This is a genomic window from Serratia sp. 4542, from assembly GCF_016805595.1.
Taxonomy (GTDB): domain Bacteria; phylum Pseudomonadota; class Gammaproteobacteria; order Enterobacterales; family Enterobacteriaceae; genus Serratia; species Serratia nevei.
Window position 1 is genome coordinate 155,823 of sequence record NZ_RXKV01000010.1, and the last position, 17,882, is coordinate 173,704.

Annotated in this window: 13 protein-coding genes; 12 read left to right on the forward strand and 1 reads right to left on the reverse strand. The window is 55.1% G+C overall.

Translation table 11 applies throughout. The features are described from left to right. Positions 1 to 212: 212 nt before the first annotated feature. Positions 213 to 440: a hypothetical protein gene (locus EKL15_RS12970; protein WP_089186148.1), complete on the reverse strand. Its 228-nt coding sequence runs from the start codon at positions 438 to 440 to the stop codon at positions 213 to 215. A gap of 238 nt (positions 441 to 678) precedes the next feature. Between EKL15_RS12970 and EKL15_RS12975 the strand changes: the two genes are divergently transcribed. The 12 genes from EKL15_RS12975 (at position 679) to EKL15_RS13030 (ending at position 17,790) form a co-directional block, all read left to right on the forward strand. After that, positions 679 to 969 (forward strand): hypothetical protein, encoded by a 291-nt coding sequence (locus tag EKL15_RS12975; protein WP_038872271.1) that lies wholly within the window; start codon positions 679 to 681, stop codon positions 967 to 969. Between the two features lie 705 nt (positions 970 to 1,674). Then, complete coding sequence (locus EKL15_RS12980; protein WP_070914592.1) at positions 1,675 to 2,250, forward strand: LuxR family transcriptional regulator; 576 nt, start codon at positions 1,675 to 1,677, stop codon at positions 2,248 to 2,250. A gap of 106 nt (positions 2,251 to 2,356) precedes the next feature. Further along, positions 2,357 to 3,226, forward strand: coding sequence for a hypothetical protein (locus EKL15_RS12985; protein ID WP_100396947.1), 870 nt, complete (start codon positions 2,357 to 2,359; stop codon positions 3,224 to 3,226). A gap of 34 nt (positions 3,227 to 3,260) precedes the next feature. Further along, positions 3,261 to 9,047, forward strand: a complete 5,787-nt coding sequence (locus tag EKL15_RS12990) for a non-ribosomal peptide synthetase (protein WP_100396946.1) — start codon at positions 3,261 to 3,263, stop codon at positions 9,045 to 9,047. A 1-nt stretch (position 9,048) separates the two neighbouring features. Beyond that, positions 9,049 to 9,876 carry a Cof-type HAD-IIB family hydrolase gene (locus EKL15_RS12995; RefSeq protein ID WP_197808769.1) on the forward strand — a complete coding sequence of 276 codons (828 nt, stop codon included), beginning with the start codon at positions 9,049 to 9,051 and terminating at the stop codon, positions 9,874 to 9,876. Between the two features lie 105 nt (positions 9,877 to 9,981). Further along, entirely contained in the window at positions 9,982 to 10,215 is a 234-nt protein-coding gene (locus EKL15_RS13000) for a hypothetical protein (protein ID WP_038872255.1), read from the forward strand. 78 nt (positions 10,216 to 10,293) lie between these two features. Continuing rightward, positions 10,294 to 10,692, forward strand: a complete 399-nt coding sequence (locus EKL15_RS13005) for a hypothetical protein (RefSeq protein WP_060439610.1) — start codon at positions 10,294 to 10,296, stop codon at positions 10,690 to 10,692. A 71-nt stretch (positions 10,693 to 10,763) separates the two neighbouring features. Then, positions 10,764 to 12,242 carry a PhoPQ-activated protein PqaA family protein gene (locus EKL15_RS13010; protein WP_203089676.1) on the forward strand — a complete coding sequence of 493 codons (1,479 nt, stop codon included), beginning with the start codon at positions 10,764 to 10,766 and terminating at the stop codon, positions 12,240 to 12,242. 645 nt (positions 12,243 to 12,887) lie between these two features. Continuing rightward, complete coding sequence (locus EKL15_RS13015; RefSeq protein ID WP_038872246.1) at positions 12,888 to 13,427, forward strand: fimbrial protein; 540 nt, start codon at positions 12,888 to 12,890, stop codon at positions 13,425 to 13,427. Between the two features lie 56 nt (positions 13,428 to 13,483). Further along, positions 13,484 to 14,167, forward strand: coding sequence for a molecular chaperone (locus EKL15_RS13020; RefSeq protein ID WP_060420464.1), 684 nt, complete (start codon positions 13,484 to 13,486; stop codon positions 14,165 to 14,167). A gap of 55 nt (positions 14,168 to 14,222) precedes the next feature. Beyond that, on the forward strand, positions 14,223 to 16,805 hold the full coding sequence (locus tag EKL15_RS13025) for a fimbria/pilus outer membrane usher protein (protein WP_203089678.1): 2,583 nt from the start codon (positions 14,223 to 14,225) through the stop codon (positions 16,803 to 16,805). 43 nt (positions 16,806 to 16,848) lie between these two features. After that, positions 16,849 to 17,790 (forward strand): fimbrial protein, encoded by a 942-nt coding sequence (locus EKL15_RS13030; RefSeq protein ID WP_203089680.1) that lies wholly within the window; start codon positions 16,849 to 16,851, stop codon positions 17,788 to 17,790. Positions 17,791 to 17,882 lie beyond the last annotated feature (92 nt).

Here is a 17,882-nt window from a genome sequence, read left to right on the forward strand (position 1 = left end):
CACAAGGAGAGGTGAGATGATCAACGAATGGATGTTAAAAAATGCCAACAAACGCATGGGCTTTTTTATTGTGGTGATCCCCAGCCTGTTTTTTTGGATGATGCTTTTTCTGACCTTTTATCTTTTTTGATTCTTTGAGGTAAAAAAAAGCACCCGCTAAGGTGCTTAAAGTGAAACGAATTAAAAAAATAGGAAGGGATGAAAATGCGTTATTACAGTTTTGAAATGATCTGCAATCCGCTGGAGATCAGCGCATCGACGGCCAGACCAATACCTTTACCGATGGTGCCGACAACGGTTTTGGCATCCGGGTTAACACCGGCAATCGCGGAAAGGGTATCAATACCGGTTCCCACTGCACTGCCAATCAGTGTCCCTACGTCACCAAAAAAACCAGCACCGTTCACTTGTTCAATTTCAATTGCGGATAGTTCTTTCATGATTGAAACTCCTTTTTCAGTTAGCCCTTTACTTCAGGCAATTTCATTATTGCAAATCAGGTCTTTTTTTCAACAGAAGTATTACTATTTTTTATACTATTCTGTTGTCTGTTATTTTAATTTCGTATCGTTAGAGTATATATTGCCGAAGCCTGATTTTCGTCTCCCCCGTTCGTGCTGAATGAGGGATGCCGGTTTTTATTTTCAATCTGAATGACCTATATCTGAAGGGGAATTTATGAAGGTTTTGACGACACCGGAAAGACCTTTCCGCTATGAAGATCTGGCGGAAAAAATTGTCACCGAGGCCAGAAGCCGCTTGGGCTGCGCCGCTCTGCGGTTTTTAGACTGCCTGATCCAGGGGTATGGCCCGCCGGTGATTGTCTTTGATATCTATAATAATCACGGTAAGTTGCAAACGGTGAAACTGATTCTCCCCATCGGAAGTCATAAGCAGTTAAAAAAAGATCACCTCGGGCTGATCGCCTGCCTGGAGGCTAAAAAATTGGTGAGATTAAAAAAGATATAAACAATGTTCCGCATCGGCAACACCGATTGAGTTCTTCTTGTTTTTCGTCACACCGCTGAATAATCTCTGTCCCTGCCTGGATTCTCTTATATCCACGGACGATGCGTTTGCCTTTTTTCAACCCATCAACGCATTTTTTTTGGAATCACTTATCGTCATAAAGTGTAGCTTTTCTTTATGCATTTTTTTTACAATCGGATTAATATGGTTATAGAGGGTTTTTTAATATGGCCTGCCAGGATTACGGCACATCTCGAGATAAAGCATTATCCCGCCTTTCTTCTAAGTAAAGTCCTAAACCATAATCGGATGCTCTTAACAATCAATACAGAGCCGTGTTATGTTCTATATTATGTTTTTTTTCGATATTTATCTGGATATATTGCGCTCTTGGAGTAAAATTAACTTATCAGAGAAAATTCTTGGCACCGTATCACGGATGGCAATGATGCACTATAAATATAACTTACGGTAACCCATTACCTTGTAAAACGCGGTACTTCCCCGCGTCTTGCTTTTGTGTGCTCTCCAGGGCTGATGAGTTTATATCATTATATATAAAATACACTTTTTGCGAGGCGAAGACGTTTCCGCATCGCATATAACGCTTTTTTATTAAAAAGCATCTCAAAACTAAAAAATAATCACAGCAATCATATTGCAGTAAGGAGAGTGGGCAAGCGTAGTCAAAAGGGAGGTTTGTTAATGGAGCGCGTCAATATTGCTATCGTCGATCAAAATCAATTTTTCAAGCTTGGGTTGGGGCTCGCCTTGCAAGAGGGTTTTCTCCAGAATGGTGTCAAGGCCAAGATCACGGGAGAGGAACGGGCCAACATTATATTCCGGGCACCGGATAAGCGGGTGTCCATCAATTTTTGCCATACCCAGCTTTTGCAGGGCAATTTTTCTTCTATTCCGCTCTATTTTTCAATACTGGAGCATAAAACGATTTTTCCAAAAATCCATTGCAATCTAGAGGCCGGAAGCATTACGCGCAAAGACGGTGTGGCGGCGATCGTGGATAAGGTCATGTTTTGCTATCGCAAGAAAAACAGTTTGGTTTCAAGCTATTGCCCACGTTGCCGCACCCAGTTGACCTTTAGCGAAGGGAAGGTGTGCCGTCTGATTCATCTGGGATACTCGCAAAATCAAACTGCGATGTTGCTCGGCATCAGCCCGAAAACGGTCAGCATTCATAAACGCTCTGCGATGAGAAAACTGAATATCGATAACAATATTGAATTCTTGCGCTGGTTAAAAATGCACAGCGACTCTTGTTAATGGAGAGGGGGAAAGTGACGATCTGATTCGGTATTTTTACCGGCGCAGGCGGCGATCGTTCATGGTTGCCGCCTGGCATGGAATAGGTTTTATAGGGAGATAAAACATGGCTGATTTTGTAAGGGAAACGGTTTCCAAAAATCATTTCAAATTATTGCAGGACCTTTATGGCAGAGATCTGGGCGGGGAGCGTTTCCTGCACTGGAAGCATCTGCTCGATCCGCATTGTGGCGCGCCAAGGGAGAAGACGGGCATATTCTACAAGGATCGGGAACGTTATCTCGGGATGTTCGTTTCAAGCTTTTATCCCTTTAAGATCAACGGGGTTAATGTCAATGTCAATATGCTTGGCGATCTTGGCATCCATCGTCAGGTAAAGTCCTCTACCGTATTGAAAGACTTTTTCCTGCAGGCCAGACGGCCGGACGTGGCGGCGGATATCTGCTTTTCCGATGACAGGAAGATCCGGGTTTACGAAAAAATATTTAGAAAGTATTTAACAACCAATACCCAAATCTATCCTTATGTCGAATTAACCTTAAAGCCTGACAAGTTTATGGCATTTCGTTTTGCTGAAAGTGGGCTCGCACAGCAGGCAAGCTTCATCAATAATTTAGGGCGGGAAAAAGATCGCCGCGCCTTTGAGTATATTGAAAAACACCCCCTGTACCATAAAATTCATTATATCAACAAAGGCAGCCACTACGCCGTGATTGGCTGTTCTCATGAATGTGCCGAACTCTTGGATATTTCCAACCCTTCCAGGGAGTGTTTTTCCTGGGCCATCGGTGTGTGTCGGCATCTGCATAGCCGTTGCAAAGTAATGATCCCCCTCGCTTTTTATAAGTCGGTTTGTGCTCAGGCGGCGGAGGTCATTTCAGAAAAACGCATCAACATGCTTATCGGCTATTACTCACAAAAGATAAGCGATCTGATGCCGAAAGAGGTTTGGGTATGCCGCATGGATCGCCGTTAAGCAGGGCTTGTGTCTTCTAAATGGAGTGTTTGTCATGGAAGAAATTCCTGTATCACCCTACTCAAAAGTTTTTATCGATGAATATGATCGCCATCCTGAAGGCTGCAATTACAACGTATTGGTGCTGCAGCGAATTGAGGGCGCGTTGGATCCCATCCGGTTGCAAGCCGCGCTGAATGCGCTGGTGCAAGATCATGTTCTGCTGAACAGCCATATTCATGAACAGGATGGCGAGCTGTATTGGCGCCGCAATGACGCAATCCATCCGTTGCAGCATTACACGGACCGTACGCTGCTGACGCAAGTGATTCGCCGGCCCTTCGATATTTACCGCGGGCCGCTTTATCGTTGGGCACTATTCGCCGAGGGGGAGCGGCGCTATACCTTGGCGTTGGTCGGCCACCATCTGGTGATTGACGGCGCCTCTTCCGACGAGTTTTTCTCCCTGGTGAGCCAGTACTATCGCCAGCAGCGGCTGGCGACGCGCGTCGAGGCGGCCGAGATCGCCGCCGTTAACCGGCAACTGCAGCAGGAGGTGAAGCAACTGGCCGCCGAGGGGGCGCTGGCGCATTGGCGCGCCGAAGCGGAAAGTTTGGGCGCGCTCGAGGTGCCGTTTGAGCGAAGCGGCGCCGGCCGTGAAGACGAAGCGGGCGAGCTGCGCTTCCACTTTCCCAAAGCGCAATGGAAAGCGCTGAAACAGGCCTCGGGGATACGGCGAGTTAATGACTTTCTGGCGCTGCTGGTACTGTGGGGCATCTTGATGGCGCGCAGTGGCAATCAGGAAACGGTCTACATCAGCTATCCGGTGTCGATAAAGAAGGGGCAAAAGTTTGCGCTGGGCGGCCATGTGAACACCAGCGTGTTGCCTCTCTCTTTGCGTGACGGCGCGAGTTTTTCCGACGTTTATCGACGGGCGCTGGCATTTATTACCGCCGCGCCGCCGCAGTCGCGCCAACGTTTTAACCAGCTGCCCACGCAAGAGGTGGTGCGGGCATTGGGGATCCGCGCGTTACCGATCTCCTTTGCCCAAACCAACTTGCGCGATGCGGCATTGCCGCTGGCCGATTGCGCCACCTGGCCGCTATTCGAAGCCAATCACGATATGGCCAGCGCGGCGCTCTCGCTGGAATACGAAGACCGGGCCGATATTGATGCGTTGCAGTTCCGGTTGCGCTTTCGCCAGGGCATGTTTGACGAGGAAGACATGCGCGACTGCGCGGCGCATTTTACTCGCCTGATGCAACAGGCGATGAGCGCGCCTGACGCCCCGTTAAGCCACATGGCCTTCTATCCCGCCGCCGACAGGTCGCCGCCGGATAATGAGAGTCTCCCGCTGCCAGGGGAGACCCTCAGCGCCCGTTTTGAAGCGATCGCGCAACGCTATCCGGAAAACATCGCGCTGGAGTATGAGGGGCTGCGCGTCAGCTACCGTGAGTTGAACGGCATGGCGAACAGCCTGGCGCGCGAGATCGTGCTTCGCTATGCGTCGCTGACCGGGGCCGAGCCCCAGGCCGACGCGCCGATCGCGCTATACAGCGAAAAAAGCCTGGAAATGGTCGTGGCGCTGCTGGCGGTGCTGAAAACCGGCGCGGCCTATGTGCCGATCTCCTGCCATTATCCCCAGGCGCGTATTCAACATATTCTTGCGGAAACGCGGGCGGCCTTGGTGATTGCCGGGCCCTCTATGCAGACGGCGGCGGAAGCGTTGGCGGCGATGATGCCGCATCCCCAGGCAGTGCTGACACTGGGCGATCTGAGCCGCCTGCCGCATGAACGGCATAATCTGCCGGTGGTCACCGCCGCCGAACGGCTTGGCGCGATCATTTATACCTCGGGGTCGACGGGAGTGCCGAAAGGCGTGATGCTCGAGCAACAGGCGATGTGCGGGTTGGCGACCGCGTCCGGCATCGCAATTACACCCGAAGATGTCTTGTTGTTCCTGTCCAGCCCGGCGTTCGACGCGGCGACGTTCGAAGTGTGGGGCGCCTTGCTCAACGGCGCCAAACTGGTGGTCATCCGCGACACGGAAGATATCGCCGGCGATGTGCCGCAGCTGGAAGCGCTGCTGCGTCGGCAGCAGGTGTCGATTCTTTGGGCCACGCGCAGCTTGTTCGATCATCTCTACCTCAGCAACCCCGATCTGTTTGCCGGGCTGCGCTATCTGCTGGTGGGCGGGGAGGCGCTGACCGCCACGCTGATGCAGCGCCTGGTGCGGCAACCTCACCGTCCGCAGTGGGTCATCAATGGCTATGGCCCCACCGAATGCACCACGTTTACCACGATGTACGCTATCGCTCAGGACGAAGCGCGCAGCAGCATTCCCATCGGCAGGGCGATACCGGGGCGTGAGCTCTACGTGCTGGATCGCTGGCGGCAACCGCTGCCGCCGGGCTTGGCCGGCGAGTTGTATATCGGCGGTTCGGCGCTGGCGCGCGGTTATCTCAACCAGCCGCAGCAAACCCAGGCGAGTTTCATCGAGTTGCACGGCCGGCGCTTATACAAAACCGGCGATCGGGTGCGTTGGCTGCGCGACGGCAATCTGGAATATCTCGGCAGAAATGATTGCCAGGTGAAAATTCGCGGATTCAGGATTGAACTCAGCGAGATAGAAAATGCGATCAATGCCCTGGAGGGCGTCGAGAAAGGCGTAGTGGTGGATGTCGTCCATCGGGAGAGCAAGCGCCTTGCCGCCTATTTGCTGATGGCGCGGGGCGTGGCCTGGGATCCTGCCGAATTACGCTCCCGGCTTGAGCGCAGTTTGCCGGATTATATGGTGCCGTCCAGCTATGTCGAGATTGACGAGATACCGCTGACGGTTAACGGCAAGTTGGATCGCTCGGCCTTGCCCGCGCCGCAATTCGCGCAAAGCGGGCGTTATGCCGCGCCGGAGAACCCGCTGGAGGCGCTGATTTGTTCCCTGTGGTCGAACATTCTTGGCGTGGAGACCGTGGGCATCGACGACGACTTTTTCCGATTGGGCGGCGATTCGATCCAAAGCATTGTGTTCACCAGCGAATTGAGCAAGTCGGGTTACCACAGCAACTCGCGTGCGGTGTTCGAAACCAGAAATGCGCGGGCTCTGGCCCAGCGCATTCTGCGGCAGCAAGACGCGGTTACCGCGCTCAACGAACAGGGTGAACTGCAGGGCGAATTCGAGCTGCTGCCGATTCAACGCTGGTACCGTGAGCTGGCGCCGAATCGCAGCGCCTTCTTCAACCAGACTTTTTTGGTGCGGGTACCGCCGATGTCCGCCGAACAGGTCGCCGATCTGGTGGCTGCGCTGGCGGATCAGCATGACATGCTGCGCGCGCGTTTTAGCGTCGACGACGCCGGCGTCATCGTGTCGCAGCGCTACCTGTCAGCGGCCGACGGCGGCCCTTCATGGGGCTACTATGACCTGGCGCTTTGTCGCCAAAGCCGCGCCGAGCTGCTGCGCCAATGGCAATCGGGGTTTGATCCGGCGGCAGGGCCGATATGCCGCTTCGTTTACATCTTTGACAGCCGCGCCCCCGGCTACGCGCTGATGTTCTGCGCGTTTCATCATCTGATCGTCGATGTGGTTTCCTGGCGCGTCATCGTCAGCGATCTGCAGCGGTTGCATCAGGGGGAATCGCTGCCGGAAAAAGGCACCAGCTACCGCCAATGGGGAGAACGGTTAAGGCAATACGCGGCAACCCGGCAAGACCAATGCGCTTACTGGCTGGCGATGATCGCCGGGCAGCCCGATTACGCCACGCTCAGCGGCGTGGCGCAGGCCCCTGAATTTTGCCGCTTCGAGTGCGATGTGGCGTTGACCGCGCTGCTGATGGACGGTTGCCACCAGGCCTACAACACCTCGGTGCGCGAAGTGCTGTTAGCGGCCCTGGCGCCGGTGCTGCAGGCATGGCACGGCAGTGCGGACAGTTACCTCACGCTGGAACACCATGGCCGCGATATCAATGACGATAAGATCCGGCTTGAGGGCACCGTCGGCTGGTTCACCGCCTTGATGCCCTTGCGCATCACCGCGCACGAGTGCCAAAAAACCACGCTGCGCGCCATCAAGGACAGGCTGAGAAAGATGCCTGACCACGGTATCGGTTATTCGGCGCTGAAATACGCTTCAGCACCCGGCGATGAGGTGCCGGCTTGCCTGCGGCGCCACCGCCTGCCGGCCATTTCGTTCAATTATCTCGGCGCGTTCAACGAGCAGGCCGACGACGCGTTATGGGCCTTGATCGACCAAACGGCGGATTTGGAAAATGGCGCGATGCCGGTCAGCGGCAACGTATTGGATCTGGTGCTTTATGTTCACGACGATCGGCTAAGCATCGTCATGTCAGGTTTGCTGCCGCATGAAACGCTGTCGCGGATCGGGTCGCACTATGTCGACAGCCTGTCGGCGCTGGTCGAGTACTGCTGCCACGAAGCCGGCAACGGCGTTTGTCTCGCCAGCCCGGGCGACTTCCCCCATGCCGACGTCAGCCTCGCCGAATTGGATCGCTGGCAGCAAAAGCATCGCCTCGCTGCCGTTTTCGAAGCCACGGTAACCCAGCGAGAGTTGATGTATTTCAACCGACTCAACCGCGAGTATCAGATCGACCAGGCGGTTTATGAGATCGCGGGGCCGTTGCAGCCCGAGGTGTTGAATCAGGCATGGGCGCTGGCGCTGCAGCGGTTTGAAATGCTGCGCGCCGGATTTGACGATCAAACCCGCCGCGGCCGGCCCAACGTCTTTATCTGCGAGACGCTGCAGGCGCCGATCGCGATGGACGATTGGTCGGATGCCGCGCCAGCCTCTCTGGAGGAACGGATGGAGGCGCTGCTGGCCCGGGAGAGGGAGACCGCGTTTGAGCTGGATGCGCCGCCGTTGATTCGCTGGCGCCTCATCAGGTTGCATGCGGACGAGCACTATCTGGTGCAGACCTTTAACCACATTCTGTTTGATGGATGGTCGCTGGGGGTCTTGTTCGGCCAGTGGTTCAACGATTACCTCGCCCTGTTGGCGGGCCGGGTGCCGGCGCTGGAGATTAACCGATTCGAGCCTTTTGCCGCCCATGTGCGCACGCACGGCAATGATCCAGAGGCGCGGGCCTTCTGGGCAGACTATTTGCGGGATGCGCCGGTCAATCAACGCTTGCCGCTGACTGCCGCACCGCAGCTCGTACCGCAGGGGCGCCGGATGCGTCAGCATGGCGACGAATTCTCCAGCGCGCAGATGGCGCGCCTCACCGCGTTTTGTCGGCGGCAGGGGATCACGGTCAACCAACTGACGCAGCTGGCCTGGATGCTGGCGCTGGCCGAGGCGCTGGCTTGCGATGATATCGCCATCGGCACGACCATGAGCGAGCGCCCGGCCGACATTGAGCAGGTGCAGACGCTGTTTGGCCTGTGTGTCGCAAGCCCGGTGCTGCGGCTGCGGGCGATTCGCCGCCGCCCCCTTTATGAGCTGCTGGATGACATCGCGGATTCACAAACCTTCCGGCAGAAATACGCCTTTTCCGAACTGAATCGATACGACGAGAATTGGGTGCCCACCTCGCCGTTCGGCAGCCTGTTCGTGTTCGAAAACATGCCGAAACCGGCGATGGATCCGCGGCTGCCGTTTCAGTGCCGCGTGATGGATATCGTCAGCGGCAGCAATCACCAAACGGTGCTGTGCCTGTTCCCCGAGGCGGAACGGCTCGCCATTTCACTGTTTTATGATTCCCACGAGATCGCTCGGGAAAACATCGTCGAATTGGGCCGACGTTTTCTGATTATTGCGCTCGCGATCGCCAATCTCCCGCCCGACAGCGACATCTGCGCTGAGGACGGGATTATCCAGGCTGAGGAGGCATGATATGTGGCTGGCAGTCGACGGCAAAATAAAGTACCGGGCGATCGTGAGCGATCTTGACGGCACCTTGCTCGATCCGTCCGGGAATTTATCCGATGTGACGGTGGAAACGCTCAACATTTTACAGCGTCGGGGGTTGGAAATCGTCATTGCAACGGGGCGCTGCGATGCGGATGCGCGCGGGATCGTGGACGGGTTGGGGTTCTCGCCGGTGATCGTTTCTTGCAACGGCGCGATGGTCAACATCGAAGGGCAGGCGGTGGCGGATAGAAGCTATTTTTTGCCCGCAGAGCTGCAAACCGGGCTGATCGATTTTTTAGTCGCCAGCCCGTTCCACGTGACCCTGTTCACCCGAGAGGGCTGGATGATGGCCGAAGAGAACCCGCATTTTTCTGACTACGTCAAAACGTCGGGCGTGGCCTGCCGCTATGTCGAGCCTGAGGCCATGAAGCGGCAGCGGATATTGAAGGTACTGGTGCATGGCGACGCGGCGCCGATCGAGACGCTCTTTGGCCAGGTCAACCAGGCCTTCGGCAAAACGCTGTCCATCTGTAAGTCCTCCACGGAAACGATAGACATCATGGATAAGCATATTTCCAAGGCCAGAAGCGTGGCCGACTATTTGAATTCCAAACAGATAGCGATGCGCGATTGCCTCTCTTTCGGCGATGCGATGAACGATCTGGACATGCTGCGCTGGGCCGGAACGGGCGTGGTCATGGGCAATGCCATGAGCGAATTGAAACGCGCTCTGCCGTTGAATCCGGTGGCGTTGCCCAATAGCCGCAATGGCGTCGCAGACTATCTCTGTCGTGAATTCGGTCTGTTCTGACGTTTTCACCGGGCGAGGTTTATTGGCAGACAAAAGGAGGTGAACGAACAGTGAGGGTTTCATTTTCTCAAAACGGAACACTTAGATTAATGCAAAGGAGCGAGTATGAAAGAACTGACTGAAGCAGAAGTTATGGCGGTATCCGGCGCGGGCATCGCTTCCGACGCCGGCAAAATCCTGGGTACGGGTATTGGCGCCATCGTGGATGCCGGCACCGGTCTTTTCGGTATCCATGCGGATGCGTCAAACGCCGGCGCAAAACTCGGTGAAGGCATTGGCGCCGTCATCGATGCCGGGATTAGCGCGTTCTCGCAGTTGTTTGGCCGCAAATCCTCTTGAGCCTTTAATGAAAAGTGCCCGCAAGGGCACTTTTAAATCAACCGCGAGTGCGGTGCAGGGAACGGGGCGGGAGGATGAATGGCAAATAAAATCATGCTGATTATGGTTATCAATCTTTTTGTGGCGGTGGCATTGGCGGTGTTTAACGTCATCTATATCCAAAAGAAGATGGATATCCGCTACCCCAGTGACGCCACCCCCTTTCAGGTCGCGGAGAAAGCGCAGGCCAGAATCCTGTCTATGAGACAGACCGCGGTGTTTTTAAACAACAATCCCGTGGTGGCGTTTACGTTGGAAATTACTGCCAAGCGCAGGCAGTTCACCCTGACGGATCATCGCGAGGTCGTGCTCTACGTCGCCATGAGTCGTTATCAGGAGAACCGCATCTATAGCGTGCTGGTGGGCGAAAACGAGAACGATGTGATGTTCGAAAAAGACAGCTTCGGCTACCCGATATTATTTCATCACGCCTCGTGAGGCTGTTGATGCCCGTTTGCCGCCGCGCCGGCCTGCGAGGGCGGGGCAACGCCAACTATCGTGGGGGAAAAATGTTAAAGATCTCCGCTTATATTACCTTGATTTGGCTGGCGTTGGCCGTCTGCCGGTACGCCGCGGCCAAGGAGGAAGACACCTGCTTCGCCGATGAGCACCCAGCATTACAGACGGTGATCCCTTGCTATAACCAGCAACTGGCCACGCTGCCCCTGTCATTTTCGTTAAAAAGCGTGGAGAGCGGCCAACACGCGGAAATTCGTCATTATCGGCTGATGTCGCAATCCTGGTCGCCGCAAGACGCGATTCGGCCGACGCAGTGGTGGCACGACGTGGACATTTATATTCCCAACGGGGCATTCACCGGTAAAGCGTTGCTGGTGATGAGCGAAGACTGCGCGTGCAGCGCCGCCGGCCCGGGAACGTCGGGCAATCAAAAACCGGCGTTTTCCGCCGAGGCGCTGGCGGCGCAGAGCAAAACGGTGGTGGTGGTGGTCAATCGGCTGCCTTACCCGTACCTGGAATACCAAAATGAGGGTCGGCGCCGTTCAGGGGCGGATAGCCGGGCGAGGGGATGGCGATTGTTCCTGGATGATGCCGATGAATATTTGATGATGCCGCTGCATATCCCGATGACGGCGGCGCTGTCGCAAACCATGACGCTGGCGCAGCGCGAATTGCGCCAGTGGGGGATAGACAAATTTATCGTCGCGGGCGTGTCGGAGGGGGGAACCACGGCCTTGCTGACGGCGCTTTCAGATGAGCGCATCGATGCCGTGGCCGCCATTTTCCCTGAGGGGATCGCGGCGCGGCAGGTGATGAAGCATACCTATCGCACGTATGGCGGGCGTTGGCCTTTGGCGTTTCATCCTTATTACCAACTGGGCATCGATCGGCGCATAGAGACCCCGGCGTTTGACAAGCTGATGCAGATTGAAGATCCCATCGAATATCCCCCTCTGGCCGAACGCGGGCGGCCTCCGGCGCCGAAGTATTTCATCGTCGCCGGCGGCGACGAACGCTATCCGCCCGACAGCACGCGGTTTTATTTGAATAAGCTGCCGGGGGAGGTCTCGATGCGAGCCATCGCCGGCGACGAGCGCACGGTCCCCGAACGCGCCGTTCTGGCCTTGGTCAACCGTCGTCAGCGTGATATTGCGCTACCGACGATCGAGGTGCAGAGCAACGCCTCAGAGACGGCGCTGCGCACGCTCCGCTTTTCCGAGCCGCCGATCAGGGTGTTGCGCTGGACTGCGCATAACCGCACGGCCCGAGATTTTCGCTACTCGTGCGGCGTGCGTTATACCTCGGCGCCGCTGGAGGCGAACCGCGGTGAATTTCGGCTGAACACCCCTGCACAGGGTTGGGAGGCCACCTTTATCGAAGCCGAGTTTAGCGACGGGTATATCGCGACCTCGCCGGTCTTTATCACCCCTGACGATCGCTACCCGATCGCCGCACCGGCGGGCGATGGCCTGGCGTGTGAAACCTTACCGGGTCGAGGGCTGGGGGAGGATTATCGCCATGACGATTAATCCCACTGAAAATAAGACGGAAAAGCGTTTACTGTGAATTGAACGTCAAGAGAACGCGGCTACATCGCTGAATTAACCTGCGTCAGAAGGGAACCGTTAATGATCGGCGGCGCCCTTTCTGCAGTATTATTACGCTGATTTATTGTCGGCGTTTTCTTATTTAAGAGAAAACTTCCCTTCATATTTAACCTATTCTGAACGCTTAATTTTTATTGCCCCATCCGGTTTCGCCGTCGGCGCGCCGCTGCCCCTTAGCAAGAATCAAAAAAATCTCCATTCATTGGCTCCCGCGCGGCGTCTTTCATTTTTGTGACAACTCATCCTTACGCACATTCATTGAAGAGGAAATGAGTGGTTTATCTTGTGGATGGTGTATGAAGCACGCTGATAAACCTTTCCTTTTCGGCCAGAGGAATGAATCAAGAAACGCCTTTTTTTTGGTTTTTTTAAAATAAAAATAAGAATGATGCCAATTCGATTCGGGGTAATTATCTTTTCTCATCTTTACATTGATTTTATGTATTGCTAAAGAGGGAAAGCCAAGCATAATTAACTGTGAAAGGGGCGGAGCTCCTATTCGCCTTATCACGGATTAGCCGTGATAGGGATATTTTTAAGTTTGTCCAATCAAAAGGAGAAGTACCCATGATGGAAAAAAAAGTGATTATGTTGGCATTGGTTGCGGCGAGTTTTTCGAGTGCTTTGCCGGCCCTGGCGGCAGACGGGCAGGTTAATTTTACCGGGAATATTGTTGATGCCGCGTGCAAGGTCACAAATGACTTGAGTAATCCATTAAATGTTGTTCTGGGCGATGTGGCCCGAACGGCATTTGCGGGGGGTAAGGGATCCACTTCCTCGGCGACTAAATTTACGCTGGAAGTGACGGATTGTCCGGATACGGTAAAAAGCGCCACCGTTAAGTTCGACGGCGCGGCCGATAATGGTGACAACAACGTATTGCAGCTGACCCAGGAAACGGATGTCGCCACGGGCGTTGGCATCCAGCTGTCTGATATTTCTAATAATGTTCTTCCGCTTTACACGGCCTCAACGGCCTATCCGCTGGCTTCCGGCAGCGGCGTGAAAAACAATCTTGATTTTACCGCGCGTTATATTTCCACGCTTGCAGATGTGACTGCCGGTAAAGCCAATAGCGTCGCGACCTTCACGCTGAATTACAACTGATAATATTTTCTTGCCCGCTGGTTTCCAGCGGGCCGTATTGCCTCGGAGATAATATTATGCGGTTTAATCGCTGCAGTGCCCTAATGGGATTCATTTTATTATTATTTTTTTCTACGGCGCAGGCCGGTGTGGTTGTCGGTGGAACGCGAGTAATTTTTAACGGTGAAAAAAAAGAAGCCTCAATCAGCGTCGACAACCCGGACAACGAACCTTATTTAATCCAGTCCTGGCTGGATAATCAACAGAGCGGCGTGGATAAGATAGCCTTTATCATTACGCCGCCTTTATTTCGTCTGGATGGGCATCAGGAGAATATGCTGCGCATCGTCCGCGTCGGCGATGACTTGCCGAAGGATAAAGAGAGCCTGTATTGGATGAATATAAAGTCCATTCCTTCGACAGAACACACGGGTAAGTCGAACACGTTGCAAATCGCGGTAAAAACGCGCCTCAAACTGATTTATCGCCCTGCGGCGCTGCTCAAACAGGTTCCCGAGGATGTGACTCAACGGTTGACGTGGCAGCGCGTCGGCAAGGAATTAAAACTCACCAACCCCACGCCGTATTATATGAATTTTCATTATGTTCGCATCGGCGGGCGCGAAATGAAAGAGGTGACTTATATCGCGCCGATGAGTAGTGAAATGTTTTCATTGCCGGTTTCTGGCGCGTCGTCGGTCAGTTGGAAATTAATTAACGACTACGGCGGCACCGGCAAGGAGCATCAGTCAGGTATTTAACCGCCAGGGGATGGGCGGCAGAAGGGAATAACGAATTCAATAATGGAGCTAATGAATGATAACTCGTCAGCGTAGAGCAGCGAAGCGGGATGCTTGGCTGAAGCGCATCGTCTTATTCACGGCAACCACGGCGGTATGCGGCAACATGGCCAACCCCGCCTTTTCCCGTGACTATTTCAATCCGGCGTTGCTGGAAACGGGGCGTTCGGGCCAACAGCCTGTTGACCTGTCGGTGTTTGAAAACGGCAACCAAGTGCCCGGCAAGTATCGGGTGGATATTTGGGTGAATGACATGCTGATGGAGACGCGTGATGTTCGGTTTGTTATCAAGCCCGGCGGCGACGATAAAGCCGGCCTGCAGCCTTGCCTGACGGGGGAGGATTTACAACGGCTCGGCGTGAAGATCGAGCGGTTTCCCGCATTGAACCGCGCGGAAGAGTGCGCGAATTTGGCCGCCATCCCGCAGGCCTCGGCGCAATTTCAATTTAACCGCCAGCGGCTGGTGCTGAGCATTCCCCAGGCGGCGTTGGAAAATCGGGTGCGTGGCTATGTACCGCCCGAACTGTGGGACGAAGGGATGCCGGCGATGCTGCTTAATTACGGTTTCACCGGCAGCAACAGCAAGGGGCGCGATCGTTTTACCCAGAGCGCAAGCAGCTACTACCTCAACCTGCGGCCGGGGTTCAATCTGGGGGCCTGGCGGGTGCGGAATTACACCACCTGGAGCTACAACAGCGGCGGTGGCGGGCGGCAGTCGGAAGATCGCTGGGACACCGTCTATACCTACGCCCAGCGCAATATCATCAGCCTGAAGAGCTTGCTCACGCTCGGTGAAAGCAGCACTCCGTCCGATGTGTTTGACAGCGTGTCGTTTCGCGGCGCGCAGCTGGCCTCCGATGACGACATGTTGCCGGAAAGCCTGCGCGGCTATGCGCCGGTGGTGCGCGGCATTGCGCGCAGCAACGCGCAGGTGGTCATTCGCCAAAACGGTTATGTCATCTACCAGAGTTATGTCGCGCCGGGCGCGTTCGAGATTTCTGACATGTATCCGACCGGCGGCAGCGGCGATTTGGACGTGACGATCAAAGAGGCGGACGGCAGCGAACAGCATATGACCGTGCCTTTTGCCAGCTTGCCGGTATTGCAACGCGAAGGGCGCCTGAAATACGCGCTGACGTCCGGCCAATATCGCACTTACGATCACAGCGTGGAGAAAAAGGTTTTCTCGCAGGGCAGCCTGATTTACGGCTTGCCGGCCGGCTTTACCCTCTATGGCGGCGGGCAATTCGCCGGCCCGTATCAATCCTTGGCCTTGGGGGTGGGTAAAAACCTGGGCGAGTTCGGCGCCCTGTCGGTGGACGCGACTCAGGCCTGGGCGAAACAGGAACATCAGCCGAAAAGCGACGGCCAGTCGTGGCGCGTGCGCTACAGCAAAAACATCGTAGCGACCGGCACGAACTTCGCCATTGCCGGCTACCGCTATTCGACCAGCGGCTATTATGGGCTGCAGGAAGTGCTGGACACCTACCGCAGCGGCAACCGCTACGCCCTGACAGACCGCCGTAAAAACCGCGCCGAGATTACGCTCAACCAGAATTTATGGGAGGGGGCGGGTTCGCTTTCCCTCAGCGCGGTCAGCGAAGATTACTGGAATTCCGAGCGCAACATGCAATCGCTGAGCGCGGGTTACAACAATAGCTGGAATGGCATCAGTTACGGTTTTAACTACAGCTACAACCGTAATTCACAGGCTATTTACGGTGACTCAGACCGGGGACAACGGCGTATTTACGATCGCGACCAACTGTTTGCCTTCAATATCAGCGTGCCATTGGAGAAATGGCTGAGCAACACCTACGCCACCTATAGCCTCAATACCAGCCAAAAAGGCAATACCAGCCATACGGCGGGGCTCAACGGCACGGCGCTGGCCGGCAACAACCTCAACTGGAGCGTACAGGAAGGGTATGGCAATCAGGACCAGGGCAACAGCGGCAATGCCAACCTTGACTGGCGTGCCACCTACGGCGAACTCGTCGCGGGATACGCTTACGATCGCAGCCAACAGCGCGTCAACTATGGCGTAAAAGGGGGCGTGATTGCCCACGAAGACGGCGTCACCTTCGGCCAGCCCTTTGGCGAGACGGCCGCCCTGGTGACGGCGGCCGGCGCCAGCGATGTGGCGGTCGGTAACCAGGTCGGGGTGAAAACCGATTGGCGCGGCTATGCCATCGTTCCTTATGCCACCCCTTATCGCAACAACTCGATTCGTCTTGATGTGGAGAGTTTGCCGGATGATGTCGATCTCGCGCTGACCAACCAGTCGGTCACGCCTACCCGCGGCGCGGTAAGCCGGGCGAATTTCAAGGCGCACGTCGGCAAAAGGATCCTGATGAGAGTCACGGATCCACATGGAGTGCCTCTCCCTCTGGGGGCCAGCGTCCGCGATGCGGATCATTCGGCGCAGCCGTTCCTGATTGGCGGGGATGGGTTGGTTTATCTGTCCGGCATGGCGGAACAAGGCCGGCTCATCGTGCAGTGGGGGCGAAATGCCGAGCATCAGTGCCGCATCAGCTATCAACTGCCGGCGGAGAAACCCGCCGCAGGGATCCAAACCCTCAATGGCGTTTGCCAATAGATCTCGCTCCGTATCCATCATGACTTGTTAAGTGAGAGTGAAAATGAACGTTTTTATCAGGATATTCGGTTACGGCGCTCTGCTATGGCTGGCGACGCTAACGACGGTGGCGTATGCCGGCACCTGTACCACCAACGCGAAAACCATCCGCATGGGGTTGCTGACGCTGGCCGTGGATCCGCGTATTGAAATCGGCGAACAGTTGGCTGTCCGTACGGAAAACAGCATCAGCGGCACGACGTTTTCTTTTCTTTGCTCGGGCTCGGTGGCCTATCGTTCCCTGTCGCCGCTGACGCCGAGTGCGCTGCCCGGCGTGTTTGAAACGGGCATCGACGGCGTAGGCGTGACGATTTCGGACCTGTGGCAGAGCAATAAGAACGTGCCTTTCAATACGGCGATTTCGCCCAACCTGCTGACGCCGTGGATCAACCGCAATGATGTCAGGCTGACGTTTATCAAAACCGGCCCGATTAAAACCGGCGGTGATATGGGGGGGAAGATTATCGCCAGATATTATCTGGACTCGACCTCGGTATTGGACTTGAGCATTTCCGGCATGAAGGTCATTCAGAAAAGCTGCCTGGTGGATTTGAATTATAAAAATCAAACGGTGGACTTAGGCAGCCCAAAACGCAGCGAATTTAATGGGGTCGGCAGCAGCGCGGTGTCTTCCGAACGTAACTTCTTCGTGGTCCTGCAATGCCAGGAAGACAATATTCCGGTACAGGTGACGTTTGAAGCGGCCGGAAATTCGCCGGGCGTAGGCATGATCGCTATTGCCGACGGTTCTGATGCGGCAAAGGGCGTTGCCGTGGAGGTCCTGGACGAGAGCCGTAATCCGCTCACGTTTTCCCGGCCGATTAACTATCACACCGCTGCCGAAAAAGAGATCAGAATTCCCTTAATGGCGCGTTATAAGCAGACGGGGGACATTAGCCCCGGGCAGGCCGATGCCGTCATGACATTCACCATTACGCAGAATTAAGGGAGCCGCATCAAAAATATAATGCCGTCTTTTCCCGCGGCATTATTGGTGGCATCCGGCGCTGCAGGCCGATGCCAATGCAATGACAACAC